Source organism: Streptomyces sp. OfavH-34-F (assembly GCF_022347745.1).
Classification (GTDB): Bacteria; Actinomycetota; Actinomycetes; order Streptomycetales; family Streptomycetaceae; genus Streptomyces.
Window position 1 is genome coordinate 1 of record NZ_JAKRGC010000085.1, and the last position, 22,778, is coordinate 22,778.

At 70.2% G+C, this 22,778-nt stretch carries 25 protein-coding genes, 1 tRNA gene and 1 riboswitch; of the genes, 8 read left to right on the plus strand and 18 right to left on the minus strand.

Annotation, left to right across the window (positions count from 1 at the left end):
• Positions 1-100: 100 nt before the first annotated feature.
• From MHW47_RS15360 to MHW47_RS15370, 3 genes are all read right to left on the minus strand, one after another.
• Positions 101-421, minus strand: coding sequence for a multidrug efflux SMR transporter (locus MHW47_RS15360; RefSeq protein WP_239223710.1), 321 nt, complete (start codon positions 419-421; stop codon positions 101-103).
• A 39-nt stretch (positions 422-460) separates the two neighbouring features.
• Positions 461-531: riboswitch (guanidine-III (ykkC-III) riboswitch) on the minus strand.
• Between the two features lie 56 nt (positions 532-587).
• Positions 588-926 carry a co-chaperone GroES gene (locus MHW47_RS15365; protein ID WP_018105628.1) on the minus strand — a complete coding sequence of 113 codons (339 nt, stop codon included), beginning with the start codon at positions 924-926 and terminating at the stop codon, positions 588-590.
• Positions 927-1,016: 90 nt separating this feature from the next.
• Entirely contained in the window at positions 1,017-1,334 is a 318-nt protein-coding gene (locus MHW47_RS15370; RefSeq protein ID WP_239223711.1) for a DUF3618 domain-containing protein, read from the minus strand.
• Positions 1,335-1,461: 127 nt separating this feature from the next.
• Between MHW47_RS15370 and bcp the strand changes: the two genes are divergently transcribed.
• From bcp to MHW47_RS15385, 3 genes are all read left to right on the plus strand, one after another.
• Positions 1,462-1,929, plus strand: coding sequence for a thioredoxin-dependent thiol peroxidase (gene bcp, locus MHW47_RS15375; protein ID WP_239223712.1), 468 nt, complete (start codon positions 1,462-1,464; stop codon positions 1,927-1,929).
• 181 nt (positions 1,930-2,110) lie between these two features.
• Positions 2,111-3,607, plus strand: coding sequence for a glycine betaine/L-proline transporter ProP (gene proP / locus MHW47_RS15380; RefSeq protein ID WP_239223713.1), 1,497 nt, complete (start codon positions 2,111-2,113; stop codon positions 3,605-3,607).
• Positions 3,608-3,657: 50 nt separating this feature from the next.
• A tRNA-Leu gene (locus MHW47_RS15385) sits at positions 3,658-3,741 on the plus strand.
• A gap of 58 nt (positions 3,742-3,799) precedes the next feature.
• Here the strand turns inward: MHW47_RS15385 and rdgB are convergent.
• The gene (gene rdgB / locus MHW47_RS15390) at positions 3,800-4,402 is read right to left on the minus strand and encodes an RdgB/HAM1 family non-canonical purine NTP pyrophosphatase (RefSeq protein ID WP_239223715.1); all 603 of its coding nucleotides are present in this window, start codon (positions 4,400-4,402) and stop codon (positions 3,800-3,802) included.
• A gap of 25 nt (positions 4,403-4,427) precedes the next feature.
• Positions 4,428-4,994, minus strand: coding sequence for a TetR/AcrR family transcriptional regulator (locus MHW47_RS15395; protein ID WP_239223717.1), 567 nt, complete (start codon positions 4,992-4,994; stop codon positions 4,428-4,430).
• A 142-nt stretch (positions 4,995-5,136) separates the two neighbouring features.
• On the opposite strand from MHW47_RS15395, the gene MHW47_RS15400 reads away from it, so the two are divergent.
• Positions 5,137-6,753: a carboxylesterase/lipase family protein gene (locus MHW47_RS15400; protein WP_239223719.1), complete on the plus strand. Its 1,617-nt coding sequence runs from the start codon at positions 5,137-5,139 to the stop codon at positions 6,751-6,753.
• 50 nt (positions 6,754-6,803) lie between these two features.
• Here MHW47_RS15400 and MHW47_RS15405 read toward each other — a convergent pair whose 3' ends face one another.
• The 3 genes from MHW47_RS15405 to MHW47_RS15415 all read right to left on the minus strand — a co-directional run bounded on the left by MHW47_RS15405 (position 6,804) and on the right by MHW47_RS15415 (position 8,426).
• The gene (locus tag MHW47_RS15405; protein WP_239223721.1) at positions 6,804-7,202 is read right to left on the minus strand and encodes a hypothetical protein; all 399 of its coding nucleotides are present in this window, start codon (positions 7,200-7,202) and stop codon (positions 6,804-6,806) included.
• A 111-nt stretch (positions 7,203-7,313) separates the two neighbouring features.
• The gene (gene rph / locus MHW47_RS15410) at positions 7,314-8,051 is read right to left on the minus strand and encodes a ribonuclease PH (RefSeq protein WP_239223723.1); all 738 of its coding nucleotides are present in this window, start codon (positions 8,049-8,051) and stop codon (positions 7,314-7,316) included.
• Positions 8,052-8,192: 141 nt separating this feature from the next.
• Positions 8,193-8,426 (minus strand): glucose PTS transporter subunit EIIB, encoded by a 234-nt coding sequence (locus MHW47_RS15415; protein ID WP_018105617.1) that lies wholly within the window; start codon positions 8,424-8,426, stop codon positions 8,193-8,195.
• 222 nt (positions 8,427-8,648) lie between these two features.
• Here MHW47_RS15415 and MHW47_RS15420 point away from each other — a divergent pair, with 222 nt between their 5' ends.
• Positions 8,649-9,959, plus strand: a complete 1,311-nt coding sequence (locus tag MHW47_RS15420; protein ID WP_239223725.1) for a PTS transporter subunit EIIC — start codon at positions 8,649-8,651, stop codon at positions 9,957-9,959.
• Between the two features lie 267 nt (positions 9,960-10,226).
• Entirely contained in the window at positions 10,227-11,474 is a 1,248-nt protein-coding gene (locus MHW47_RS15425) for a PTS transporter subunit EIIC (protein ID WP_239223727.1), read from the plus strand.
• Positions 11,475-11,565: 91 nt separating this feature from the next.
• Here MHW47_RS15425 and MHW47_RS15430 read toward each other — a convergent pair whose 3' ends face one another.
• The 8 genes from MHW47_RS15430 to clpS form a co-directional block, all read right to left on the minus strand.
• Entirely contained in the window at positions 11,566-12,318 is a 753-nt protein-coding gene (locus MHW47_RS15430) for an MBL fold metallo-hydrolase (RefSeq protein WP_239223728.1), read from the minus strand.
• Positions 12,319-12,559: 241 nt separating this feature from the next.
• Positions 12,560-13,510 (minus strand): PLP-dependent cysteine synthase family protein, encoded by a 951-nt coding sequence (locus MHW47_RS15435; RefSeq protein WP_239223730.1) that lies wholly within the window; start codon positions 13,508-13,510, stop codon positions 12,560-12,562.
• Positions 13,510-13,788 carry a MoaD/ThiS family protein gene (locus MHW47_RS15440; RefSeq protein WP_239223732.1) on the minus strand — a complete coding sequence of 93 codons (279 nt, stop codon included), beginning with the start codon at positions 13,786-13,788 and terminating at the stop codon, positions 13,510-13,512. The genes MHW47_RS15435 and MHW47_RS15440 overlap by 1 nt, the downstream gene beginning before the upstream one ends.
• Positions 13,789-13,920: 132 nt before the next feature.
• Entirely contained in the window at positions 13,921-14,046 is a 126-nt protein-coding gene (locus MHW47_RS35935; protein ID WP_308381608.1) for a putative leader peptide, read from the minus strand.
• A 118-nt stretch (positions 14,047-14,164) separates the two neighbouring features.
• Positions 14,165-14,596: a Mov34/MPN/PAD-1 family protein gene (locus MHW47_RS15445; RefSeq protein ID WP_239223734.1), complete on the minus strand. Its 432-nt coding sequence runs from the start codon at positions 14,594-14,596 to the stop codon at positions 14,165-14,167.
• 91 nt (positions 14,597-14,687) lie between these two features.
• Positions 14,688-16,136, minus strand: coding sequence for an amino acid permease (locus MHW47_RS15450; protein ID WP_239223736.1), 1,449 nt, complete (start codon positions 16,134-16,136; stop codon positions 14,688-14,690).
• Positions 16,137-16,238: 102 nt separating this feature from the next.
• Positions 16,239-16,820: a DUF2017 domain-containing protein gene (locus MHW47_RS15455; RefSeq protein WP_239223738.1), complete on the minus strand. Its 582-nt coding sequence runs from the start codon at positions 16,818-16,820 to the stop codon at positions 16,239-16,241.
• A gap of 70 nt (positions 16,821-16,890) precedes the next feature.
• Positions 16,891-17,205: an ATP-dependent Clp protease adapter ClpS gene (gene clpS / locus MHW47_RS15460; RefSeq protein WP_239223740.1), complete on the minus strand. Its 315-nt coding sequence runs from the start codon at positions 17,203-17,205 to the stop codon at positions 16,891-16,893.
• Between the two features lie 101 nt (positions 17,206-17,306).
• On the opposite strand from clpS, the gene MHW47_RS15465 reads away from it, so the two are divergent.
• Both MHW47_RS15465 and MHW47_RS15470 read left to right on the plus strand, forming a co-directional pair.
• Entirely contained in the window at positions 17,307-18,635 is a 1,329-nt protein-coding gene (locus MHW47_RS15465; protein ID WP_239223741.1) for a nicotinate phosphoribosyltransferase, read from the plus strand.
• A 138-nt stretch (positions 18,636-18,773) separates the two neighbouring features.
• Positions 18,774-19,358 carry an isochorismatase family protein gene (locus MHW47_RS15470; RefSeq protein WP_239223743.1) on the plus strand — a complete coding sequence of 195 codons (585 nt, stop codon included), beginning with the start codon at positions 18,774-18,776 and terminating at the stop codon, positions 19,356-19,358.
• Positions 19,359-19,397: 39 nt separating this feature from the next.
• Here MHW47_RS15470 and MHW47_RS15475 read toward each other — a convergent pair whose 3' ends face one another.
• Both MHW47_RS15475 and MHW47_RS15480 read right to left on the minus strand, forming a co-directional pair.
• Entirely contained in the window at positions 19,398-19,727 is a 330-nt protein-coding gene (locus MHW47_RS15475; protein WP_239223745.1) for a hypothetical protein, read from the minus strand.
• A gap of 124 nt (positions 19,728-19,851) precedes the next feature.
• Positions 19,852-22,245 carry an immune inhibitor A domain-containing protein gene (locus MHW47_RS15480; RefSeq protein WP_239223747.1) on the minus strand — a complete coding sequence of 798 codons (2,394 nt, stop codon included), beginning with the start codon at positions 22,243-22,245 and terminating at the stop codon, positions 19,852-19,854.
• Positions 22,246-22,778: the final 533 nt, after the last annotated feature.

The following is a 22,778-nucleotide window of genomic DNA, read 5'->3' on the forward strand; positions in this document are numbered from 1 at the left end:
GAGGCGGCGACGGCGGCGGGGACGGCGGCACCCTCGAAGGGCCCCGCGGCACCCGGGCGCCCGTCGCGCGGCCCGCCCGGCCCTGAACCGGGAGCCGGCGTCAGTGACCCGAGGTGGCCTTCAGCCCCACGACGGCCACCAGCAGCAGGCAGACGAAGAAGATCCGGGCCGCCGTCACCGGCTCGTGCAGCACGACCATGCCCAGGATCGCCGCACCCGCGGCGCCGATGCCGACCCACACCCCGTACGCCGTGCCGATCGGCAGCGTCCGGGCCGCGTGCGACAGCAGCATCATGCTCGCCACGATGCCCAGACCGGTGAACACACTCGGCCACAGCCGGGTGAACCCCTCGGTGTACTTCATCCCGATCGACCAGGCCACTTCCAGCAGACCGGCGACGACCAGCAGCACCCACGCCATGACAGAACCTCCGACGAGAGAGAACACGCGAACTTCACGGGTGCGTCGTCTTTGCCAACCCGGTACGGCGCGTCTCGTCGGGGTGTCCCCACCGTAGCAAAGGACGGCCGAAGGGCCCGGTGACGGTGGTCACCGGGCCCTTCACTCCCTCACTCCAGGAGGGCACTCACAGATACAGGCCGGTCGAGTCCTCCGAGCCCTCGAACCGGTCGGCGGCCACCGCGTGCAGGTCGCGCTCGCGCATCAGCACGTACGCCACGCCCCGCACCTCGACCTCCGCCCGGTCCTCCGGGTCGAACAGCACCCGGTCCCCAGGCTCGACCGTGCGCACGTTCTGCCCGACCGCCACCACCACGGCCCACGCCAGCCGACGGCCGACCGCGGCCGTCGCGGGAATCAGAATGCCGCCCCCGGAACGCCGCTCGCCCTCGGGCGACTCGGACCGGACCAGCACTCGGTCGTGCAGCATCCGGATGGGCAGCTTGTCGTCGGTGTTCTCGCTCACGCCCCGCAACCTACCGGGCGGCGGCCCGCGCCCGCGCGAGGGGGCGGCGGTTCGCACCCGCGCCCGGCGGGAGCGGCCGGCGGCACCGGGTCAGCGCTTGCCGCGGCGGGAGACCACGACCAGGCCGACCACGCCCACCGCGAGCAGCGCGGCCGGAATCACGCGCTCCAGCCGGGGGCTGCCGGTCTCGGTGACGAACTGGGCCCGCACGTCCGAGACCGCGCGGTTCACCGCCACGTACGCGCGGCCGGCCGTCCGGTCCACGGTTCCGGCCACCTTCGCCTTCGCGTCACCGATGATCGTCTTCGGGTGCACCCGCACCCCGATCTCATCGAGTACCACCGCAAGCCGCTCGCGCCTGCTGATGATGTCCGCCTCGATCTGCGCAGGGGTCCTGGCATCCGACACCGCGCCGCCTCCGTGGTCCTCGTCCGGTAAACCTTCATCGACAGTCTGTCAGTTCCACCGCGTCCGCACCCGGCGGCACCCCCATTACGCTCGGTCCCGTAGACCCCACGTACCAACGAGGAGAACCATGAGCGAGCGCCTCCAGCCCGGCGACACCGCCCCCGCCTTCACCCTCCCCGACGCCGACGGCAACGACGTCTCGCTCGCGGACCACAAGGGCCGCAAGGTCATCGTCTACTTCTACCCCGCCGCTCTTACCCCCGGCTGCACCAAGCAGGCGTGCGACTTCACGGACAACCTCGACCTGCTCGCCGAGGCCGGTTACGACGTCATCGGGGTCTCCCCGGACAAGCCGGAGAAGCTGGCGAAGTTCCGCGAGAAGGAGAACCTCAAGGTCACACTGGTGGGCGATCCCGCCAAGGAGACCCTTGAGGCGTACGGCGCGTACGGCGAGAAGAAGCTCTACGGCAAAACGGTGACGGGCGTCATCCGCTCCACCGTCGTGGTGGACGAGGACGGCAAGGTCGCCCACGCCTTCTACAACGTCAAGGCCACCGGCCATGTCGCGAAGATCATCAAGGACCTCAAGATCTGAGGCCGGCGGGATTCCCGGGGAATGCGGTGCCCCTTCCCGGCCCGGCCGGAACGAACCGTCCGTTGAGCCATATGGCCGAAATCATGTGATGGACATCGCATTCCCTCGCCGAACCGGTTTGCGACCGCCATGTCCGCGCAGAAGCCTTTCCTGAAACAGTCGCCGAGGAAAGGAACCGGCCATGGCGGCCTCCGACCCCCAGCAGGTGGCCGACCCGGAAGCGGTCAAACGCCATCCCGCGCTGTTCCGCGCCATCCGCAAGAGGCAGAACCCGAAGCTGCGGCGCACGGACATCACCGTCACGGACGACCAGTCGGTGAAGCGCGCGGTCAAAGCGGCCTCGCTCGGCAACGCGATGGAGTGGTTCGACTTCGGCATCTACTCCTACCTCGCCGGAACCATCGGGCACGTGTTCTTCCCCTCCGGGAACGACACCACCCAGCTCCTGTCCTCCTTCGCCACCTTCGCGGTCGCCTTCCTGGTCCGCCCGCTCGGCGGCATGTTCTTCGGGCCGATGGGCGACAAGATCGGCCGCAAGAAGGTCCTCGCCCTGACGATGATCCTGATGGCGACGGGCACCTTCGCCATCGGCCTCATCCCCTCGCACCAGACCATCGGCGTGTGGGCCGCGGTCCTGCTGATCTTCTTCCGCATGCTCCAGGGCTTCTCGACGGGCGGCGAGTACGGCGGCGCCTCCACGTTCATCGCGGAGTACGCCCCCGACAAGCGGCGCGGCTTCTTCGGCAGCTTCCTGGAGTTCGGCACCCTCGCCGGCTACGTGGGCGCGGCCGGCCTGGTGACGCTGCTGTACGCGGTCCTGGACGACGCCCAGATGAACTCCTGGGGCTGGCGCATCCCGTTCCTCGTCGCGGGCCCGCTGGGCCTCGTCGGCCTGTACCTGCGACTGCGGCTGGACGAGACCCCGGCCTTCCAGAAGCTGGAGGGCGGCACGGCGCACGCCACGGAGGCGGCGGACAGCGTCGAGACGACGGCCAAGGGCGACCTCGCCAAGATCTTCCGGGACTACTGGCCGACGCTCATCCTCTGCATCTGCCTGGTCGGCGCGTACAACATCACCGACTACATGCTGCTGTCGTACATGCCGACGTACCTCTCGGACGAGCTGGGCTACAGCGAGACGCACGGCCTGCTGATCCTGCTCGGCGTGATGGTCTTCCTGATGCTGGTCATCAACAAGGTCGGCACGCTCTCGGACCGCTTCGGCCGCAAGCCGCTGCTGATGACGGGCATGCTGGGCTTCCTGATCTTCTCGCTGCCGTCGTTCCTGCTGATCCGCCAGGGCAGCATCCCGGCCATCATCATCGGCATGCTGATGCTGGGCCTCTCCCTGGTCTGCATGCTCGGCACGATGTCCGCGGCGCTCCCGGCCCTGTTCCCCACGAACGTCCGCTACGGCTCCCTCTCGGTCGGCTACAACCTCTCCGCGTCGATCTTCGGCGGCACGACCCCGCTGGTGATCACGGCCCTGATCAGCGTCTCGGGCTCCAACCTGATGCCGGCGTACTACTCGATGGCGGCGGCCCTGATCGGCGTCATCGCGGTCGCCTGCATGAAGGAAACCGCCAACAAACCCCTGGCGGGCTCCCCGCCCTCGGTGGAAACCCCGGAAGAAGCAGAAGAACTGGTCGCCTCCCAAACCCCGGACCCCAAGTTCTGACCCGGCCGCTGGGGTGAGGGCGCCCGCCCCGGTAGCATGTCTGACTGCTGGCGGCGGTGGTGCAATGGCGACACAGCAGACTTAGGATCTGTGGCCCGTGAAACGGCTTGAGGGTTCGAATCCCTTCCGCCGCACAGAAACGGCCTGGACTTCGAAGGTTCGAAGTCCAGGCCGTCCGTGTGTTCGGGCCCGTCACCCCACCAGTTCGCGTACCACCGGGACCAGGGCGCGGAAGGCCTTGCCGCGGTGGCTGATCGCGTTCTTCTCGTCCGGGGTCAGCTCCGCGCAGGTGCGGGTCTCGCCGTCCGGCTGGAGGATCGGGTCGTAGCCGAAGCCGTGGGTGCCGGACGGGGTGTGGCGGAGGGTGCCGGTGAGGCGGCCCTCGACCACGCGTTCCGTGCCGTCCGGGAGGGCGAGCGCGGCCGCGCAGGCGAAGTGGGCGGCGCGGTGGGGGGCGTCGATGTCCGCGAGCTGGGCCAGGAGCAGGTCCAGGTTGGCGCGGTCGTCGCCGTGGGTGCCGGACCAGCGGGCCGAGAAGATGCCGGGGGCGCCGCCGAGGACGTCCACGCAGAGGCCGGAGTCGTCCGCGATGGCCGGGTGGCCGGTGGCCTGCGCGAGGGCGTGGGCCTTGAGCAGGGCGTTCTCGGCGAAGGTGACGCCGGTCTCCTTGACGTCGGGGACCTCCGGATACGCGTCGGCGCCGACCAGTTCGTGTGTGAGGCCGGCGGCGGCGAGGATCGCGTGGAGTTCGGTGATCTTCCCGGCGTTGCGGGTGGCGAGGATGAGACGGGTCATGCGACCAGTATCGCCGGGCCGGGTCTCACGCCTCGTCCGGCAGCCGGGCGGCCAGGGCGCGGATGCCGGCCAGCACCTCGTCGGCGGTGGGCGCGGCCTCCGGGTCGGTGATGTGCTGCATCATCAGGCCGCTGAGGAGCGCGAGCTGGACCGAGCCCAGGCCGCGCACGGTCTCCTCGGTCAGCTCGTCCTCGGGGGTGCCGGTGACCTCCCGCGCCATGCCGCTGCGCCCCTGCCGCAGCCCCGCCGCCACCTGCTCGCGCAGCTCCGGGTCGCGCTGGGCGCGCAGGACCGTCTCCAGGTTGGCGAGCCAGAACGTCCGGTTGGCCGAGAACGCCTCGATCAGCCGCTGCCAGAGCGCCCCGAGGTCGCCGCCCTCCTCCGTGGGTCCGAAGACCTGGCCCCCGGAGTCGAGGGCTTCGAAGAGGGCCTGGTTGAGCAGGGCCTCCTTGGAGCCGAAGTGGTAGCCGATGGCCGCCATGCTCACGCCCGCGGTGGTGGCGAGGTCGCGGACCGTCGTGCGCTCGTAGCCCTTCTCGAAGAGGCATGTCCTCGCGGCTTCCAGCAGCTTCTCGCGGTTTCCCGTTCCCATGCGCGGATCGTAGCAAGGGACTGGGCGCCCGCGTGAGACGAACGCCTGATGCGAACGCCTTGGGCAATCGCCTTGCGCGATCGCCCAAATCACGGTTAGCGTCAGCGCCGTCGAACGGTCACGCCCACCCAGGGAGCCCCGGATGTCCTCCAGCACGCCCCGCACGTCCCGTATCGCCACCGCCGTCGCCGCCTCCGTCGCCGCGGCCCTCGCCCTCACCCCGCTCACCACCGCCCCCGCCGCCGCGCGGACCACCGGCGGCGACGGCCCGGGCGCCCGGGTCATGACGGCGGAGGGCCCCGTGCGGGGCACGGTCGCCGGCCCGGTCCGCACCTTCCAGGGCATCCCGTACGCGGCCCCGCCCACCGGTGAGCGCCGGTGGAAGAAGCCGCAGCCGGTCCGCCCGTGGTCGGCCGCGCTGGACGCCCGCGCTCCCCGGAGCGCCTGCGTGCAGCCGGTCGACCAGCCCATCTCGATAGCGGGTGGCGGCAGCGAGGACTGCCTGTACCTGAACGTCACCACCCCGGCCGGACCGCCGTCGCACCTGCGGCCGGTGATCGTGTGGATTCACGGCGGGAGCTTCGTGTACGGGGACGGGGCGAGCTACGGGGCGGCGAAGCTGGCGGCCGCCCGGCAGGGCGCGGTGGTGGTGACGGTCAACTACCGGCTGGGGGCGTTCGGCTTCCTGTCGGCCCCGGGCCTGCGCGCGCCGGCCGATCTGGGGCTGCTGGACCAGCAGGCGGCCCTGCGGTGGGTGGCGCGCAACGCGGCTGCCTTCGGCGGCGATCCGGCCAACGTGACGCTCATGGGGCAGTCGGGCGGCGGCTACAGCGTGTGCGCGCAGTTGGTGTCGCCGGGGGCGCGGGGGCTGTTCCACAAGGCGATCGTGCAGAGCGCGGGGTGCGCCGGGCCGGACGGTTCGTTCACGCGGGCCGAGGCCGAGGAGCAGGGCCGCGCGGTCGTCGAGGCGGCCGGGTGCGACGACGGGGACGCGGCGGACGCGGTGGACGCGTGTCTGCGGGGCCTGTCGGCGGAGGATCTGGTCGCGGCGTCCGCCGCCGGGCACGACGGGTACCGGCCGGTGGTGGACGGCGAGGTGCTCCCGGAGGCGCCGGCGCGGGCGATCGCGGCGGGCCGGTTCGCGCGGGTGCCGGTGCTGCACGGTTCGACGCGCGACGAGATGAGCGGCCTGGCCGGTCTGGACGAGGTCATGACGGGGCGTCCGCTGACCGCCGAGGGGTACGCGGAGAAGGTGGCCGAGGCGTTCGGGGCGGACGCCCCGGCGGTGCTGGCGGAGTATCCGGTCCGGGACCACCAGGCTCCGGGGGCGGCGTGGTCTGCGGTGCTGACGGACTCGGAGTGGTCGACGGCAGCCCTGGACACCCAGCGGGCGCTGGCGCGGCACACTCCGGTGTACGCGTACGAGTTCGCGGAGGCGTCCTCGCCGTACTTCCGGGGCTTTCCGCGTCCGGCGAGCTTCTCGCTGGGCACGGGGCACATGGTCGATCTCGCGTACCTCTTCGAGAACGACCTGTTCGAGCCGCTGGACGCGGCGCAGGAGGGGCTGTCGGACACGGTGGTCGGCTACTGGAGCCGCTTCGCGAGCACGGGCCGGCCGAACGGCGCGGGGCTGCCGCAGTGGCGGCGGTTCACGTGCGGCGACGGGTACGTGCAGGCGCTGGCGTCCGGCCGGGTGGGGCGGACCGACTTCGCGGCCGGCCACCACTACGGCTTCTGGAAGCGGCTCACCGCGTCCTGAGGCGGGCGGGGGGTGTCCCGGCGGGCAGGGGCCGCCGGGACAGCCGGGGATCAGGGGGTGCAGACCTTGGCGATCTCGCCGGCGGCGTCGGTGACCGGGGTGATGTCCGGGGTGGCGTCGCCCTTGTCGATGGCGTTGCGGACGTTGGTGACGCCGGCGCGGAGGTCGTCGACGGCCTTGCCGAGGTCGGCGTTGTCCGTGGTGTCGCTGAGGTCGCCGAGTTCCTTCTGGATGTCGTCGAGGGCTTCGGACGCCTGGGTGGGGTCGCTGGAGGCGTCGGACACCGCCTGCTGGAGGTTGTCGACGCTGGTGGCGATGGCGTCGGCGGTGCGGACGCAGTCGAGGGTCTTGTCGAGGGCGCCGCAGCCGGCGACCGCGGTGGCGGTGACGGTGACGAGCGCGGCCGTGACGGCCAGGGCGATGCGTGGGTGGCGGTGGCGCGCGGCCATGGTGTGGTCCCTCCCCGGTGAACGGATACGCGGACGGGCGCCCGGTTCGACCCGTGCGCCCGTATGCGTATCGACGCCGTGGGAGGGTTCTTGGTTGCCTCTTTGCCCGGTTCAGGCGCCGAGGGCGGTGGCCAGCGCCTCGTTCTGGAGCCGGGCGAGGTCGGCGCAGCCGGCGGTGGCGAGGTCGAGCAGGGCGTTCAGCTCGGTGCGGTCGAAGGGTTCGGCCTCGGCGGTGCCCTGGACCTCCACGAAGCGGCCGTCGCCGGTGCAGACGACGTTCATGTCGGTCTCGGCCCGGACGTCCTCCTCGTAGCAGAGGTCGAGGAGCGGGGTGCCGTCCACGATGCCGACGCTGACGGCGGCGACGGTGCCGGTCAGCGGCTTGCGGCCGTGCTTGATCAGCTTCTTGCCCTGGGCCCAGGCGACCGCGTCGGCGAGGGCGACGTAGGCGCCGGTGATGGCGGCGGTGCGGGTGCCGCCGTCGGCCTGGAGGACGTCGCAGTCGAGGACGATGGTGTTCTCGCCGAGTGCCTTGTAGTCGATGACGGCGCGCAGGGAGCGGCCGATGAGCCGGCTGATCTCGTGCGTCCGGCCGCCGATCTTGCCGCGTACGGATTCGCGGTCGCCGCGGGTGTTGGTGGACCGGGGCAGCATGGAGTACTCGGCGGTGACCCAGCCCTCGCCGCTGCCCTTGCGCCAGCGCGGCACGCCTTCGGTGACGGAGGCGGTGCAGAACACCTTGGTGTCCCCGAAGGAGACGAGGACGGAACCTTCGGCGTGCTTGCTCCATCCGCGTTCGATGGTGACGGGGCGGAGCTGCTCGGGGGTACGGCCGTCGATACGAGACATGCGGCCGAGCCTATCGGGTGGCGGGGGCGGCGGTTTCCGCCCCGGGTGGGGGCGGGCGGGTGCGCCGAAGGCCCCGGTCCCTTGGCGGGTCCGGGGCCTTCGGGTATCGGCAGGTGGGGCGCCGACGGGCGTTCAGGGGTGTTACATCATGTCTTCGATGTCGGCGGCGATCGGGTCGGCGTCCGTGCCGATGACGACCTGGATCGCGGTGCCCATCTTGACGACGCCGTGGGCGCCGGCGGCCTTGAGCGCGGCCTCGTCGACCTTGCTCGGGTCGACGACCTCGGTGCGCAGGCGCGTGATGCAGCCTTCGACCTCCTCGATGTTCTCGATTCCGCCGAGCCCGGCGACGATCTTCTCAGCCTTGCTGGCCATGGCCTTCTCCCTGGTTCTTCACGTACGTGCGACGGCCCACCCTGGGTCCGTTTCGTCACGGTAACGCACGGTTGGCCCAACTTCACGGGCGAGTCCCCCGGTCATCGCCAATGATGACGATCACCGGCACCCTGCCCGACGGGCAGGCTCCGCACCGTACCCCAACTGGTCTACACCAGTCTGCAACGACCGCCAAATACGCCGTGTTCCGGGAGGACGCCGATGAGCTCGAGCAGCGAAGCCGTCCCGCAGAAGAGGTGGTGGAACGGACTGTTCCAGGGCCTCCAGAAGATGGGCCGCAGCCTCCAACTGCCGATCGCCGTGCTGCCCGCGGCAGGCATCCTCAACCGGCTGGGCCAGCCGGACGTGTTCGGGGACGACGGGCTGGGCTGGAACAACGTCGCCAAGGTGTTCGCGGCGGCGGGCGGCGCCCTGCTGGACTCCGGCATCGGCCTGCCGCTGCTGTTCTGCGTGGGTGTGGCGATCGGCATGGCCCGGAAGGCGGACGGTTCGACCGCGCTCGCCGCCGTGGCGGGATTCCTCGTCTACTACGCGGTGCTGCACGCGTTCCCGGTGGACTGCGACAAGGGCCAGACGTTCGTGTCGGGCGGCATCTGGTTCGGCAGCTGCGTCGCCGGGGACGCGACCGTGACCCCGGCCGCGTACCAGAACCCGGGCGTCTTCGGCGGCATCGTGATGGGCCTGATGGCGGCCTGGTTCTGGCAGCGGTTCCACCGGGTCAAGCTGGTGGACTGGCTCGGCTTCTTCAACGGCCGCCGGCTCGTCCCGATCATCATGGCCTTCGTCGGCCTGCTCTTCGCGGCGCTGTGCGCCTGGGTGTGGCAGCCGATCGGCGACGGCCTGACGAGCTTCTCGAAGTGGCTGGTGGACCTGAACTGGCTGGGCTCCGGCATCTTCGGCGTCGCCAACCGCGCGCTGCTGGTCATCGGCATGCACCAGTTCCTGAACACCTTCGTCTGGTTCCAGTTCGGTGACTTCGAGAAGCCGGACGGCACGATGGTCCACGGTGACATCAACCGCTTCCTGGCGGGCGACCCCACGGCCGGCCAGTTCACGTCGGGCTTCTTCCCGATCATGATGTTCGCCCTGCCGGCGGCGGCCCTCGCCATCTACCACTGCGCCAAGCCGCACCGGCGCAAGGCGGTGGCGGGCATGATGATCTCGGTCGGCCTGACCTCGTTCGTCACGGGCATCACCGAGCCGATCGAGTACTCGTTCCTCTTCGTCGCGCCGATCCTCTACGTGATCCACGCGGTGCTCACCGGTGTGTCGATGGCGGTGACCTGGGCCCTGGGGGTCAAGGACGGCTTCAGCTTCTCGGCCGGCCTGATCGACTACGTCATCAACTGGAGCCTGGCGACGAAACCGTGGCTGATCATCCCCATCGGGCTGGCGTTCGCCGTCGTGTATTACGTCATCTTCCGGTTCGCGATCACCAAGTTCAATCTCCAGACACCGGGCCGCGAGCCCGAGGAACTGGAGGAGGAGATCGAGCGCAACCTCACCAAATAGCGGCATTATGCAAGGTCACTGACCTTGTCGGCGCAGACCCCCGGACCCTTCGGTCCGGGGGTTTCCCGCATGTCACGGTGCGTATGCGCCAGCTGCTGCGAAGTAGTCGGAAATTGCAGGTTCCTTATCTATCCCTCACCGTGCTACAACTGGTCTACACCACTCAGTGGTCCAGACCACGCGACGCCTCGCGCGCCGCGTTTCTCGAGTCGTCGCCCACCCAAATCCCCCTGTCCCCGGCGGCGCCTTGCTTACTGGAGGAAGTTGATGAGTACGGCCACCGCTACGGCGGCCCCCGCGAAGAAGCGGGGCTCCGGCCTGTTCCAGGGCCTGCAGAAGGTGGGTCGCAGCCTGCAGCTGCCGATCGCGGTGCTGCCGGCAGCAGGCATTCTGCTCCGTCTCGGCCAGCCCGACGTCTTCGGTGACGACGGTCTGGGCTGGCACAAGGTCGCCTCCGTGTTCGCCACGGCAGGCGGCGCGGTCTTCGACAACCTGCCGTTGCTCTTCTGCATCGGCGTCGCCATCGGCTTCGCCAAGAAGTCGGACGGCTCGACCGCCCTCGCGGCGCTGGTCGGCTTCCTGGTGTACAGCAACGTGCTCAAGGCCTTCCCGGTCACCGAAGCGGTGATCCAGAAGGGCGAGGACACGGCAGCCACGTACAACAATCCGGGTGTCCTCGGCGGCATCCTGATGGGTCTGGTCGCGGCGATCCTGTGGCAGAAGTTCCACCGCACCAAGCTGGTGGACTGGCTCGGATTCTTCAACGGCCGCCGCCTGGTCCCGATCATCATGGCCTTCGTCGGAGTCGCCTTCGGCGTCTTCTTCGGCCTGGTCTGGGAACCGATCGGTGACGGCATATCCAACTTCGGCGAGTGGATGACCGGTCTCGGCTCCTTCGGCGCCGGCCTCTTCGGTCTGATCAACCGCGCGCTGATCCCCGTCGGCATGCACCAGTTCGTCAACACCGTCTCGTGGTTCCAGCTGGGTGACTTCACCAACGCCGCCGGCGAGGTCGTGCACGGTGACCTGAACCGCTTCTTCGCTCACGACCCGACCGCCGGCCAGTTCATGTCGGGCTTCTTCCCGATCATGATGTTCGGTCTCCCGGCCGCCGCGCTCGCCATCGCGCACTCCGCCCGCCCCGAGCGCCGCAAGGCCGTCATGGGCATGATGGTCTCGCTGGCCCTGACCTCGTTCGTCACCGGTGTGACCGAGCCGATCGAGTTCTCGTTCATGTTCATCGCGCCGCTGCTGTACGCGATCCACGCGGTGCTCACCGCCATCTCGATGGCCGTCACCTGGGCCCTGGGCGTCCACGCCGGGTTCACCTTCTCGGCCGGCTTCATCGACTACGCGCTGAACTGGAACCTGGCCACCAAGCCGTGGCTGATCATCCCGATCGGTCTCGTCTTCGCAGTGATCTACTACGTGGTCTTCCGCTTCGCGATCACGAAGTTCAACCTCACCACCCCGGGCCGCGAGCCCGAGGAAGAGGTCGAGGACCTGACCAAGTAGGCCGGTCCCCACAGACAGGAGCCCTCACCTTCCCGGCGGAAGGTGAGGGCTTCGTCGTACCCGCGCGCACCCGTGCGTACGGGCGCACCGCTCAGAGTTCGTACACCGCGCCCGGCGCCGCGAGTTCCGTGCGGCCGGCGAAGACCGCGCGGGCGTCGGTGAGGTTCTGGCCGGCGTCGGTCCACGGCGGGATGTGCGTCAGCACCAGGCGCCCGACGCCCGCCCGCTCCGCCAGCTCGCCCGCCTCCCGGCCGTTGAGGTGGAGGTCCGGGATGTCCTCCTTGCCGTGCACGAACGACGCCTCGCACAGGAGGAGGTCCGTGCCCTCGGCCAGCTCGTCCAGGGCCTCGCAGGTGCCGGTGTCCCCGGAGTACGTGAGCGAGGAGCCGCCGTGCTCGATGCGGATGCCGAAGGTGTCGACGGGGTGGCGGAGCTTCTCCGTGCGGACGGTGAACGGGCCGATGTCGAACCAGCCGGGCTTGAGCGTCCGGAAGTCGAAGACCTCGCTCATCGCGTGGTCGGACGGGGTGTCCGCGTGTGCCGTGGTGAGCCGCCGCTCCGTGCCCTCGGGGCCGTAGACCGGGATACGGGCGGGGCGCTCGCCGCCGTGCGGGTAGTACCGGACGACGAAGTAGGCGCACATGTCGATGCAGTGGTCGGCGTGCAGGTGGCTGAGGAAGATGGCGTCGAGGTCGTAGAGACCCACATGGCGCTGCAGCTCGCCGAGGGCACCGTTGCCCATGTCGAGGAGCAGCCGGAAGCCGTCGGCCTCTACGAGGTAGCTCGAGCATGCCGAACCCGCGGAGGGGAACGAGCCGGAGCAGCCGACGACGGTGAGCTTCATGGAGCGTGAACCTCCGAGACGTGGGAACGGGGAGGGTTCGTGCGGTTCTCGCGGTGCGGTTCGTCGAGCGTAAGGCGCGAAAGTGCGGGTCGCTCCTCCGGGGCGGGTCGTTGTGGGGGAACTCACCTGTGCTGTCACCGGTTCGGGTGGCGGGGCCGGGGCCCGTGCCCGGGAAACGACGACGCCGGGGCCCGGACCGTGGTGGTCCGGGCCCCGGCGTCGGGCGTGCCTGCGGTGCGGGCTACGCCCAGAGCTGTCCCTGCAGGGTTTCGATCGCGGCTTCCGTGGTGGGCGCGGTGTAGACGCCCGTCGACAGGTACTTCCAGCCGCCGTCGGCGACGACGAAGACGATGTCCGCGGCCTGGCCGGCCTTGACCGCCTTGCGGCCGACCCCGATCGCGGCGTGCAGCGCCGCCCCGGTGGAGACCCCGGCGAAGATGCCCTCCTGCTGGAGGAGTTCGCGGGTGCGGGTGACGGCGTCGGCGGAGCCGACGGAGAAGCGGGTGGTGAGGACCGAGGCGTCGTACAGCTCGGGCACGAAGCCCTCGTCGAGGTTGCGCAGCCCGTACACGAGGTCGTCGTAGCGGGGTTCGGCGGCCACGATGCTGATGCCCTCGACGTGCTCGCGGAGGTAGCGGCCGACGCCCATCAGCGTGCCCGTGGTGCCGAGGCCGGCGACGAAGTGGGTGATCGACGGGAGGTCGGCGAGGATCTCCGGGCCGGTCGTCGCGTAGTGGGCGCCCGCGTTGTCCGGGTTCCCGTACTGGTACAGCATCACCCAGTCCGGGTGCTCGGCCGACAGCTCCTTGGCGACGCGGACCGCGGTGTTGGAGCCGCCCGCGGCCGGCGAGGAGATGATCTCGGCGCCCCACATGGCGAGCAGGTCGCGCCGTTCCTGGGAGGTGTTCTCCGGCATGACGCACACGATGCGGTAGCCCTTGAGCTTGGCCGCCATGGCGAGCGAGATGCCGGTGTTGCCGCTGGTGGGTTCGAGGATCGTGCAGCCGGGGGTGAGCCGGCCGTCCTTCTCGGCCTGCTCGACCATGTGGAGCGCGGGGCGGTCCTTGATCGAGCCGGTGGGGTTGCGGTCCTCCAGCTTGGCCCAGATCCGGACGTCCTCGGACGGCGACAGCCGCGGCAGGCGCACCAGAGGGGTGTTGCCCACCGCGGCGAGGGGGCTGTCGAAGCGCATCAGTTCATGCCGCCGGCGACGGCCGGGAGGATGGTGATGCTGTCGCCGTCGCTGAGCGCGGTGGAGATGCCGTCCAGGAAGCGGACGTCCTCGTCGTTCAGGTAGACGTTGACGAAGCGGCGGAGCTCGTCGCCGTCCACGATCCGCTCCCGGATGCCGGTGTGGCGGCTCTCCAGGTCCGTGAGGAGGTCGGCGAGGGTGTCCCCCTTGCCCTCGACGGCCTTGGCGCCGTCGGTGTAGGTGCGGAGGATGGTCGGGATGCGGACCTCGATGGCCATGGCGTGGGCTCCTGTCGAAGCTGTGTGGTGGCGGTGGGCGTATGGCGTGCGGCTCTGCCCCCGCGCGGGGGTCGGTGCGTGGTGCGTGGTGCGTGGCGCCGGGCCGTACGGCGGCGCCCGGCACGGTCCGGCTCAGGCCCGGTGGCCGGCGGACCGTGGGGTCGTACAGATCGCGCTGGAGAGGCGGCACAGGTCGACGTGCAGGCGCGCCACGAGCAGCGAGCCCGGCGTCTTGTCACTCACGTCATGGGCAACCATGCGGTCATCGTATCGATTCCCGGTCGGGGATTCGGAGTGTGATCTCACCTGGTGGATGATGAGCGTTCGAGGGGCGGACAGCCCTGGTCACAGGGGGTCCGTCCGCCCCTCGACGGGGTCAGGCCGCCGGGTACGCCTCGACGACCCGGACCTCCTCCTCGGTGATCTCGCCGTCCACGATCCGGTACGAGCGGAACTGGAAGGGGCCCGCGTCGTCGGTGTCCGCCGTGGAGACCAGGACGTAGTGGGCGCCGGGCTCGTTGGCGTACGTGACGTCGGTGCGCGAGGGGTACGCCTCGGTCGCCGTGTGCGAGTGGTAGACGATCACGGGCTCCTCGTCGCGGTCGTCCATCTCGCGGTAGAGCTTGAGCAGGTCGGCGGAGTCGAACTCGTAGAAGGTGGGCGAGCGCGCGGCGTTGAGCATCGGGATGAAGCGCTCGGGGCGGCCGCTGCCCGCGGGGCCGGCGACGACGCCGCACGCCTCGTCGGGGTGATCGGCGCGGGCGTGCGCCACGATCCGGTCGTACAGCGTCTGGGTGATGGTCAGCATGGCGCCCAGGATAGGCCGACCGGCCCCGGTGTACCGAGGCGTGGTACGGGGCGGCCCGCATCGTGAAACGCCGCTGGTGGGGGCGTACGCCTCAGCGCTTGGCGGGCGCTTCGGCGGCCCGGCGCTCCGGGTCGCGGGAGCGCAGCACCAGGTACGCGACGCCGAGGATCAGGGCCCACAGCGGGGCGCAGTACAGCGAGATCCTGGTGTCCTCGTCGATGCCCATCATGACGACGACCGCGGCGATGAACACGAGCGCGAAGACGCTGGTGTACGGGGCGCCGGGGGCGCGGAAGGAGGACTGCGGGAGCAGTCCGCGCGCGGCCAGGCGGCGGTAGCGGAGCTGGCTGACCAGGATCATGATCCAGGCCCACATGCCGGAGATCGTGGCGAAGGAGACGACGTAGGTGAAGGCGTCGCCGGGCCAGCGGTAGTTGATCCAGACGCCGGCGAGCATGAGGACGGCGGAGAACGTGGTGCCGACGAGCGGGGTGCCGCCGCGGGTGAGCCGGGTGAAGAGTTTCGGGCCCTGGCCGTTGAGCGCGAGGTCGCGCAGCATCCGGCCGGTGGAGTACATGCCGGAGTTGCAGGAGGAGAGCGCGGCGGTCAGGACGACGAAGTTGACGATGCCGGCGCCGATGCCGAGGCCCATCTTCCGGAACGCCTCGACGAAGGGCGAGACGCCCGGGGAGAACGCGGTCCACGGGACCACCGAGAGGATCATGACCAGGGCGCCGACGTAGAAGACGGCGATGCGCCAGGGCACGGTGTTGATGGCCCGGGGCAGCACGGTGGCGGGGTCCTTGGACTCGCCCGCGGTGACGCCGACGAGCTCGACGGCGAGGAAGGCGAACATCACGATCTGGAGCGTCATCAGGGTGCCCTTGATCCCGTGCGGGAAGAAGCCGCCCTCGGACCAGAGGTGGGTGACGCTCGCGGTGTCCCCGGCGTCGGAGAAGCCGAGGGTCAGGATGCCGGCGCAGATGAGGATCATGCCGACGATGGCGGTGACCTTGACCATCGAGAACCAGAACTCCAGCTCGCCGAAGAGCTTCACGGAGATGAGGTTCACGCCGTAGAGGACGATCGTGAAGCCGAGGGCGGACACCCAGGGCGGGACGGCGAACCAGTAGGTCATGTACTGGGCGGCGGCGGTGACTTCGGTGATGCCGGTGACGACCCAGAACAGCCAGTACGTCCAGCCGGTGACGAAGCCCGCGAAGGGGCCGACGAACTCGCGGGCGTACTCCGAGAAGGAGCCCGAGACCGGGCGGTACATGAGGAGTTCGCCCAGCGCCCGCATGATGAAGAAGATGACCAGCCCGGCCACGGCATAGGCCAGCACGAGGCTGGGGCCGGCCTTGGCGATGGCCTTGCCGGCGCCGAGGAAGAGCCCGGTGCCGATGGCGCCGCCGATCGCGATCATCTGGATCTGGCGGGCGCCGAGTGCCCTGCGGTAGCCCTCGGCGGAGGTCGTGGTGTCCGCGGCGGCGGGGTGCGGGCCGCCCCGCCCCTGGTCGTCGATCTGCGCCGATGTCATTGGCTGCGCCCTTCTCCGGCCGGATCACCAGTAGACGCGGACCGGGCGGGCGGGGGCAGCCGAGGGCGGCCGTTCAGGTGACGCGGAGGCCCTCGCCGGGCGTCACGGCATCATCGTCTCGACCAGGGTCTCCTGGAGGGCGCCGAGCCAGAGGTAGGCCATGACCATGGGCTTGCGGGGGTCGCTGTCGGGGAGCCGGTAGAGCGAGCCCTCCTCGCCGTCGTCCTCGTCGGTGACCTCCAGGCGGGTGCCGATGGTGAGCCGGAGGTCGTTGAGCGAGCCCAGCCAGTGGCGGCACTCGTCGGCGTCGAGGGTGAGCACGGCGCCCTCGCCGGCCGGTGTCAGCGCGTCCAGGGTGCGGACGACGGCGAGGGCGTCCTCGCGCTTGCGGGTGCGCAGGTCGTTCTCGGTGAAGCGGCGGAACTCGGCGGAGGCGGCGCGCAGTTCGTCGTCCTCGTCGCCGTAGGCCTCGGGGAAGAGGCGGGCCAGGGCCGGGTCGGCGGGCGGTTCGCTGGGGCCCTCGGTGAACAGGGCGGCGAGCGGGTCCTCGCCCTCGGCCGGCTCGTCGCCCGGGCCGATGAGTTCCAGGAGCTGGACGGCGAGGGAGCGCAGGATCGCGATCTCCACCTCGTCGAGCGCGACGGCCGCGCCGCCGCCGGGGGTGGCCTCGAAGTGGCCGGCCATGGGTTCTCTCCGATGATGGTCGGGCGGGCGGTGCGGGAGGGGAGCGGGAGGGGAGCGGGCGGCCGAGCGGTCAGGTGCGGTCCTGGGTGAGGGTGGCCCACAGCCCGTAGCCGTGCATGGCCTGGACGTCGCGTTCCATCTCCTCGCGGCTGCCGCTGGAGACGACGGCGCGGCCCTTCTGGTGGACGTCCAGCATCAGCTTGTGCGCCTTGTCCTTGGAGTAGCCGAAGTACGCCTGGAACACGTAGGTCACGTAGCTCATGAGGTTGACCGGGTCGTTGTGGACCAACGTCACCCAGGGGACGTCGGGCTCGGGGACCACGAACTGTTCCCCGGCCGATTCGGGACGTTCGATCTCTGTAGGGGCGACGCTCACCTGTCCCATGCTGCCACTCGTCGTGGCGCATCGCACAAACGGCCCCCTCGCCGCGCCGCCTCCCGGACCCCATCTCGTCACTTTGACGAAATAGGGGTAGCATCCCCGGCATGAACTCTCCGGACCTTGGGCGACGGGTCGGTGTGCCGTCGACCGCGCTCTTCACCGACCAGTACGAGCTCACGATGGTGCAGGCCGCGCTGAAGGGCGGCACGGCCGGGCGGCACTCCGTCTTCGAAGCCTTCACCCGCCGGCTGCCCGAGGGCAGGCGGTACGGCGTCGTCGCCGGCACCGGACGGGTCCTGGACGCGGTGGAGAACTTCCACTTCGACGACGAGATGCTCGGCTTCCTGCGCGACCGGGCGGTCGTGGACGGGCCGACCCTGGACTATCTGGCGGACTACCGGTTCAGCGGCGACATCTGGGGCTACCCGGAGGGCGAGGTGTACTTCCCGGGCTCGCCGATCCTGCGCGTCGAGGGCTCCTTCGCCGAGTGCGTGCTGCTGGAGACGGTGATCCTGTCGATCCTCAACCACGACTCGGCGATCGCCGCCGCGGCCTCCCGGATGTCGGCGGCGGCGGGCGGGCGCGGCCTGATCGAGATGGGCGCGCGCCGCACCCACGAGCTGTCGGCGGTCGCCTCGGCGCGCGCCGCGTACATCGGCGGCTTCGACACCACATCGGACCTGGCCGCGGGCTTCCGCTACAACATCCCGACGGTCGGGACGAGCGCCCACGCCTTCACCCTGCTGCACGACTCGGAGCGCGACGCCTTCACCGCCCAGGTGGACTCGCTCGGGCGCGGGACGACGCTGCTGGTGGACACGTACGACGTGACGGAGGCCGTCCGCACGGCGGTGGAGATCGCCGGGCCCGAGCTGGGCGCGGTACGGATCGACTCCGGCGACCTGCTGCTCGTCGCCCACCGGGTGCGCCAGCAGCTCGACGAGCTGGGCGCCACCGGGACGAAGATCGTGGTCACCTCGGACCTGGACGAGTACGCCATCGCCTCGCTGGCCGCCGCCCCGGTGGACGCGTACGGGGTGGGCACCCAGCTCGTCACCGGCAGCGGGCACCCCACCTGCTCGATGGTCTACAAGCTCGTCGCCCGCGCGGAGTCGGCGGACCCGGCCGACGAGCTGCGCCCGGTCGCGAAGAAGTCGATGGGCGCGAAGTCGTCCAAGGGCGGCCGCAAGTGGGCGGCGCGCCGGCTGGACGAGCACGGGATCGCCGAGGCGGAGGTCGTCGGCACCGGACCGGTCCCGGCGGAGCTGGCCGGCCGGCAGCTGCTGGTGGAGCTGGTCCGGGGCGGCGAGGTGGTCGCCCGCGAGCCGCTGGACGCGGCGCGGGAGCGGCACATCGCGGCGCGTGAGGGGCTGCCGCTGTCCGCGACGCAGCTGTCGCGCGGCGAGGCGGTCATCCCCACCGAGTACGTCTGACGCGGCGCGCCCGGCGCGCCGCCCGCCCCGCCCGGACCCCGGAAGGGCTTGATTTCCCCCTCGCCCCGCTGGACTCTCTAGTCTCGGCACCATCCCCGAACCGCTCCGCTCCTCTCCCCACCCCGAAGGACCATTCCCATGCACCGCGCCTTGATCGTCGTGGACGTCCAGAACGACTTCTGCGAGGGCGGGAGCCTCGCCGTGGCGGGGGGTGCCGATGTCGCCGCCGCCATCACGGACCTGATCGGCGAGAGCCGGCCCGCCTACCGGTACGTGGTGGCCACCCGGGACCACCACATCGATCCGGGCGACCACTTCTCGGCCACGCCGGACTTCGAGCACTCCTGGCCGCCCCACTGCGTGGCCGGTACGGAGGGCGTGGGCTTCCACCCCAACTTCGCGCCGGCGGTCGCCTCGGGGGCGATCGACACGGTGTTCGACAAGGGGGCCCACGCGGCGGCGTACAGCGGCTTCGAGGGCCTGGACGAGAACGGCACCGGGCTCGCCGCGTGGCTGCGCGAGCGGAACGTCGGCGAGGTCGACGTGGTCGGCATCGCAACCGACCACTGCGTGCGGGCGACCGCGCTGGACGCCGTCCGCGAGGGCTTCGCCACGCAGGTGCTGCTCGGCCTGACGGCGGGGGTCGCCCCGGCGACGACGGACCGGGCGCTGGCGGAGCTGCGCGAGGCGGGCGTGACGCTGACGGGCGAGCCGGTCGTCTGAGCGGCCGTACGGGCGCCCCGGCCCCTGCGGGGACCGGGCTCAGCCCTGTGCGGCCGGTACGGGCTCCAGCAGGCTGCGGATCGGGTGCCACAGCTCCTCGGCGCACCCGGGCCGGGCGCGCCACAGGAGCCCGTCCGGGTGGTGCAGCACGGCGGTGATCTCGTCCGGGGTGGGCGGCTCGGCGTTGCCGCGCAGGTAGACGGCGCGCAGGCCCAGGTTGCGCAGCCGGGTCAGGGCGCGGGGCCGGTTGGCGGCGTGCACCAGCACCCGGACCGGGGCGCCGGGCCCGGGGCCCCGGTCGGGTCGCGGCAGGGTGATCGCGACGACCACGCTGCCGTTGGGCAACTTGCTGAATCCTCCGCCTGCCATACGTACGCGCTCCCCCGTGAGACATCGTGTCAATAAGAAAGTGAACAGAGGCACCTAAACACGATCGGCCGCCGCCCGCTAGAGGGCGACGGCCGATCATGCTGTGACCTGCGGTGATGCGGTACTACTTCTTCGAGGGGCCCACCCGGACGGTCATCGTCTCGCCGCTGAGCGGCTCGCTGACGATCGTGATGCGGGTGTTGGTGTCAGGAACCTTGACGCTGCCGGTCGGGTTCTCCTTGTACCAGTAGGTGCCCGTGCGGTCGTCGAACGCCGGGACGCCGAGCTGCGGCTTGATCTTCACGGCCTGGTCGGCCTGGTGCAGCGTGAAGCCGTCCGTCGGGTACCAGCTGAACGGGGCGTCGAAGGGCTGGATCTTGTTGCGCATGACCGAGCCGTTCGCCCACTTCAGCGGCTTCGCGTGCGCGTCCACCGGCAGGATCAGGCCCTGGCCGGGGTGCTGCGAGACGTTGTTGTCCTTCTGGGAGGTGTCCCACAGCCAGACGAGCAGGCCGTTCTGGTACGGGTAGTGCTCGACCCAGTCCGGACGGGTCTGGGAGAAGCCGAAGTTGTACGGGCCCGTCTGCAGCGTCTTGTCGTAGCTGACGTACTGACGGTTCTCCGCGATGTAGTACTGCGGGTAGTTCTTGGTGAACGACGAGCCGACCCGCGAGAAGCCCTTGCTGGTCCAGCCGTTGTCACCGGCCTCGGCGTTGTCCGAGAACAGCTCGGCGCCGTCCGCCGTCACCGAGATGGTGTCGGCGGTGAAGCCCTTGCCGCCCGCGCCGCCGTCGGTGGCGTAGCGGAAGCGGATGTCGATCTTCTGGCCCGCGTAGGCGTCCAGCGAGTACGACAGCTTCTTGTACGCGCCCGAGACGTCGGTCAGGGCCGGCTTGTCGCTGGCGTCGCGCGGGATCGCCTTGCCGTCGGCGGTGCCGTCGATCGCGGTCCAGCTGGTGCCGCCGTTGGTGGACACCTCGGTGTAGAGGTAGTCGTAGTCCTTCTCGATGTCCCACCAGCCCTGGAGGTCCAGGGACGCCTTGGTCTTGCCGGTGAGGTCGACCGGGCGGGACAGCGTGTTGTTGAGGTTGTCGCCCATGTCGCTCCACCACTGCGAAGCACCCTCGGCGGGGGCCGTGACGGCGGTGGTGACGGGCTTCTCGGGCAGCGTGACGACGAGCGCCTGCTTGTCGTTGGTGTTGTACTCGGAGACGCCCAGCTTGTGGGTGGACTTCGTGGCGGCCTTGGCCTCGGCGAAGTTCAGCCAGCCCAGCTGGAGCTTGTCCCAGGACGTCATGTCACCGGGCATGTCCCCGATGCTGCCCTTGCCGGTGCCGAGCCAGGAGCCCGCCGACATCAGCGACCAGAAGCCGACCGAGTTCTCGGCGGTGTTGGTCGTGTCGTAGAGGTCCGGGAGACCGAGGTCGTGGGCGTACTCGTGGGCGAAGACGCCCAGTCCGCCGTTCTCGGGCTGCGCGGTGTAGTCGCCGACCCAGATGCCGGTGTCACCGATCTCGGTGCCGCCCGCCTTGTTCTCGGCCGGGCCGGTGGCGCCGGCGTTGGTGCCGTACGCGTACCAGCGGTGCGCCCAGATCGCGTCGGAGCCCTGGGCACCGCCGCCGGCCGACTCGTCCTCGCCCGCGTGCACGATCTGGAAGTGATCGATGTAGCCGTCGGGCTCGTTGAAGTTGCCGTCGTTGTCGTGGTCGTAGCGGTCCCACTGGTCGTACTGCGCCAGGTCCGCCTTGATCTGGTCGAGCGTGCGGCCCTTCGCCTTCTGGTCCGCGACCCAGGCGTTGACGCCGTCCCGGACCATGTCCCAGGAGTTGGCGCAGTTGCTCTGGCCGCAGTAGTTCGAGCCGTACCGGGCCTCGTTGTACGGGACCTTGACCCAGTCGGAGACCTCGCCCTCGACCGAGTAGCGGCCGGACGACGTCTTCTCGTAGTACGTCTTGAGCGAGTTGGTACCGGCACCCTCGCCGAAGTACAGCTCCTGGAAGTGGGCCTGGTTGTAGTCGGCCTGCCAGGCGGTGCTGTTGTCCTTCTTCGGGTCCGGCTGGGCTATCTGGTTGTGCAGCGGGCCCGGCGTGCCGCCGTACTTCTTGACGGGCGGCTTGGGGCCGTCGCCGTCCGGGTCGTACATGGTCGTGTCGTCGACCTGGCTGCCGAACTCCACCAGGACGGTGAAGATCTTGTCGGTCTTCTCACGGCCCAGCTCGACGTACTTCTTGTCGTCGAGCTTGACGACCTTGGAGCCCCCGCGCGACGAAACCTTCTTGTCGCCGGATATGACCTGTTCCAGGGCAGCCTGACGCTGAGCGGCCTGCTGCTTGCTGAACGGGCCCTCCAGGTTGTGCTCGCCACCCCTGGCCGACGCCGGATCCCGGCGGTCGATCTTGGCGGTGCCTGACGCCTGGTCATCAGCCTGAGCGGTGGCGAAGGCGGATGCGGTCGCGGCGGTCGCGGCCATGGCCACGACAATCGCTCCGGTCCGAAGCGCCCGTCTCTTAATGATCACGTGATGCAGTCCTCCCCGGCGTCCGCGACGGCGGCCCGGAGGTGTGGAGAGGCCGCGCGCGGAAACGCGTCACAAGTGACGACATTCGACCGGAGTTACGGAAGAAAAGACAGACCTTGACTTGGACAGAGCAAGTGCACTATGCAGGAGCACCATTCCGGTATCCGGACGAAATGTCGCTCCCGTTCCGTGACCTGCCGGCGCGTCAGCCCCGCCCCCGGGCGCCCGGGGTGACTCCGTGCGCCCCCTGTGCACCGGCACTGTGGGTTAGGTTACGCTTACCGGCCGTTCCTCACGGGCATTCCCCGTCATAGAGTCGTTCGACAGCGCGACCGTGTCGAGAGCAAGCCCATCCGACGTCCCGAGGACGGAATCAGCCATGCCGCGTCCCACTGCCGCACAGCTCGTCTACGGTTCGGTCACCGTCGTCCTCACGGACCTGGCCCTGTTGTTGCTGTTCCAGGTCGGTTCGGGCGTCGGCATCGCCGTCGTCGGGGTGGTCTCGCTCGCGCTCGGACTCGCCGTGTCCGTGA

Bases quoted from the DNA above. Each gene is read 5' to 3' on its own strand.
- MHW47_RS15445 (WP_239223734.1), bottom strand. From the start codon at position 14,596: ATGCTGACCATCACCCAGACGCTGTACGACCGGATCGTGGCGCACGCC.
- MHW47_RS15395 (WP_239223717.1), bottom strand. From the start codon at position 4,994: ATGGGAACGGGAAACCGCGAGAAGCTGCTGGAAGCCGCGAGGACATGC.
- MHW47_RS15465 (WP_239223741.1), top strand. From the start codon at position 17,307: ATGAACTCTCCGGACCTTGGGCGACGGGTCGGTGTGCCGTCGACCGCG.
- MHW47_RS15475 (WP_239223745.1), bottom strand. From the start codon at position 19,727: ATGGCAGGCGGAGGATTCAGCAAGTTGCCCAACGGCAGCGTGGTCGTC.
- MHW47_RS15405 (WP_239223721.1), bottom strand. From the start codon at position 7,202: ATGGCCGCGCGCCACCGCCACCCACGCATCGCCCTGGCCGTCACGGCC.
- MHW47_RS15470 (WP_239223743.1), top strand. From the start codon at position 18,774: ATGCACCGCGCCTTGATCGTCGTGGACGTCCAGAACGACTTCTGCGAG.
- MHW47_RS15360 (WP_239223710.1), bottom strand. From the start codon at position 421: ATGGCGTGGGTGCTGCTGGTCGTCGCCGGTCTGCTGGAAGTGGCCTGG.
- proP (WP_239223713.1), top strand. From the start codon at position 2,111: ATGGCGGCCTCCGACCCCCAGCAGGTGGCCGACCCGGAAGCGGTCAAA.
- MHW47_RS15400 (WP_239223719.1), top strand. From the start codon at position 5,137: ATGTCCTCCAGCACGCCCCGCACGTCCCGTATCGCCACCGCCGTCGCC.
- MHW47_RS35935 (WP_308381608.1), bottom strand. From the start codon at position 14,046: ATGGTTGCCCATGACGTGAGTGACAAGACGCCGGGCTCGCTGCTCGTG.
- MHW47_RS15420 (WP_239223725.1), top strand. From the start codon at position 8,649: ATGAGCTCGAGCAGCGAAGCCGTCCCGCAGAAGAGGTGGTGGAACGGA.
- MHW47_RS15440 (WP_239223732.1), bottom strand. From the start codon at position 13,788: ATGGCCATCGAGGTCCGCATCCCGACCATCCTCCGCACCTACACCGAC.
- MHW47_RS15415 (WP_018105617.1), bottom strand. From the start codon at position 8,426: ATGGCCAGCAAGGCTGAGAAGATCGTCGCCGGGCTCGGCGGAATCGAG.
- MHW47_RS15430 (WP_239223728.1), bottom strand. From the start codon at position 12,318: ATGAAGCTCACCGTCGTCGGCTGCTCCGGCTCGTTCCCCTCCGCGGGT.
- MHW47_RS15450 (WP_239223736.1), bottom strand. From the start codon at position 16,136: ATGACATCGGCGCAGATCGACGACCAGGGGCGGGGCGGCCCGCACCCC.
- rdgB (WP_239223715.1), bottom strand. From the start codon at position 4,402: ATGACCCGTCTCATCCTCGCCACCCGCAACGCCGGGAAGATCACCGAA.
- MHW47_RS15435 (WP_239223730.1), bottom strand. From the start codon at position 13,510: ATGCGCTTCGACAGCCCCCTCGCCGCGGTGGGCAACACCCCTCTGGTG.
- rph (WP_239223723.1), bottom strand. From the start codon at position 8,051: ATGTCTCGTATCGACGGCCGTACCCCCGAGCAGCTCCGCCCCGTCACC.
- MHW47_RS15455 (WP_239223738.1), bottom strand. From the start codon at position 16,820: ATGGCCGGCCACTTCGAGGCCACCCCCGGCGGCGGCGCGGCCGTCGCG.
- clpS (WP_239223740.1), bottom strand. From the start codon at position 17,205: ATGGGACAGGTGAGCGTCGCCCCTACAGAGATCGAACGTCCCGAATCG.
- MHW47_RS15425 (WP_239223727.1), top strand. From the start codon at position 10,227: ATGAGTACGGCCACCGCTACGGCGGCCCCCGCGAAGAAGCGGGGCTCC.
- bcp (WP_239223712.1), top strand. From the start codon at position 1,462: ATGAGCGAGCGCCTCCAGCCCGGCGACACCGCCCCCGCCTTCACCCTC.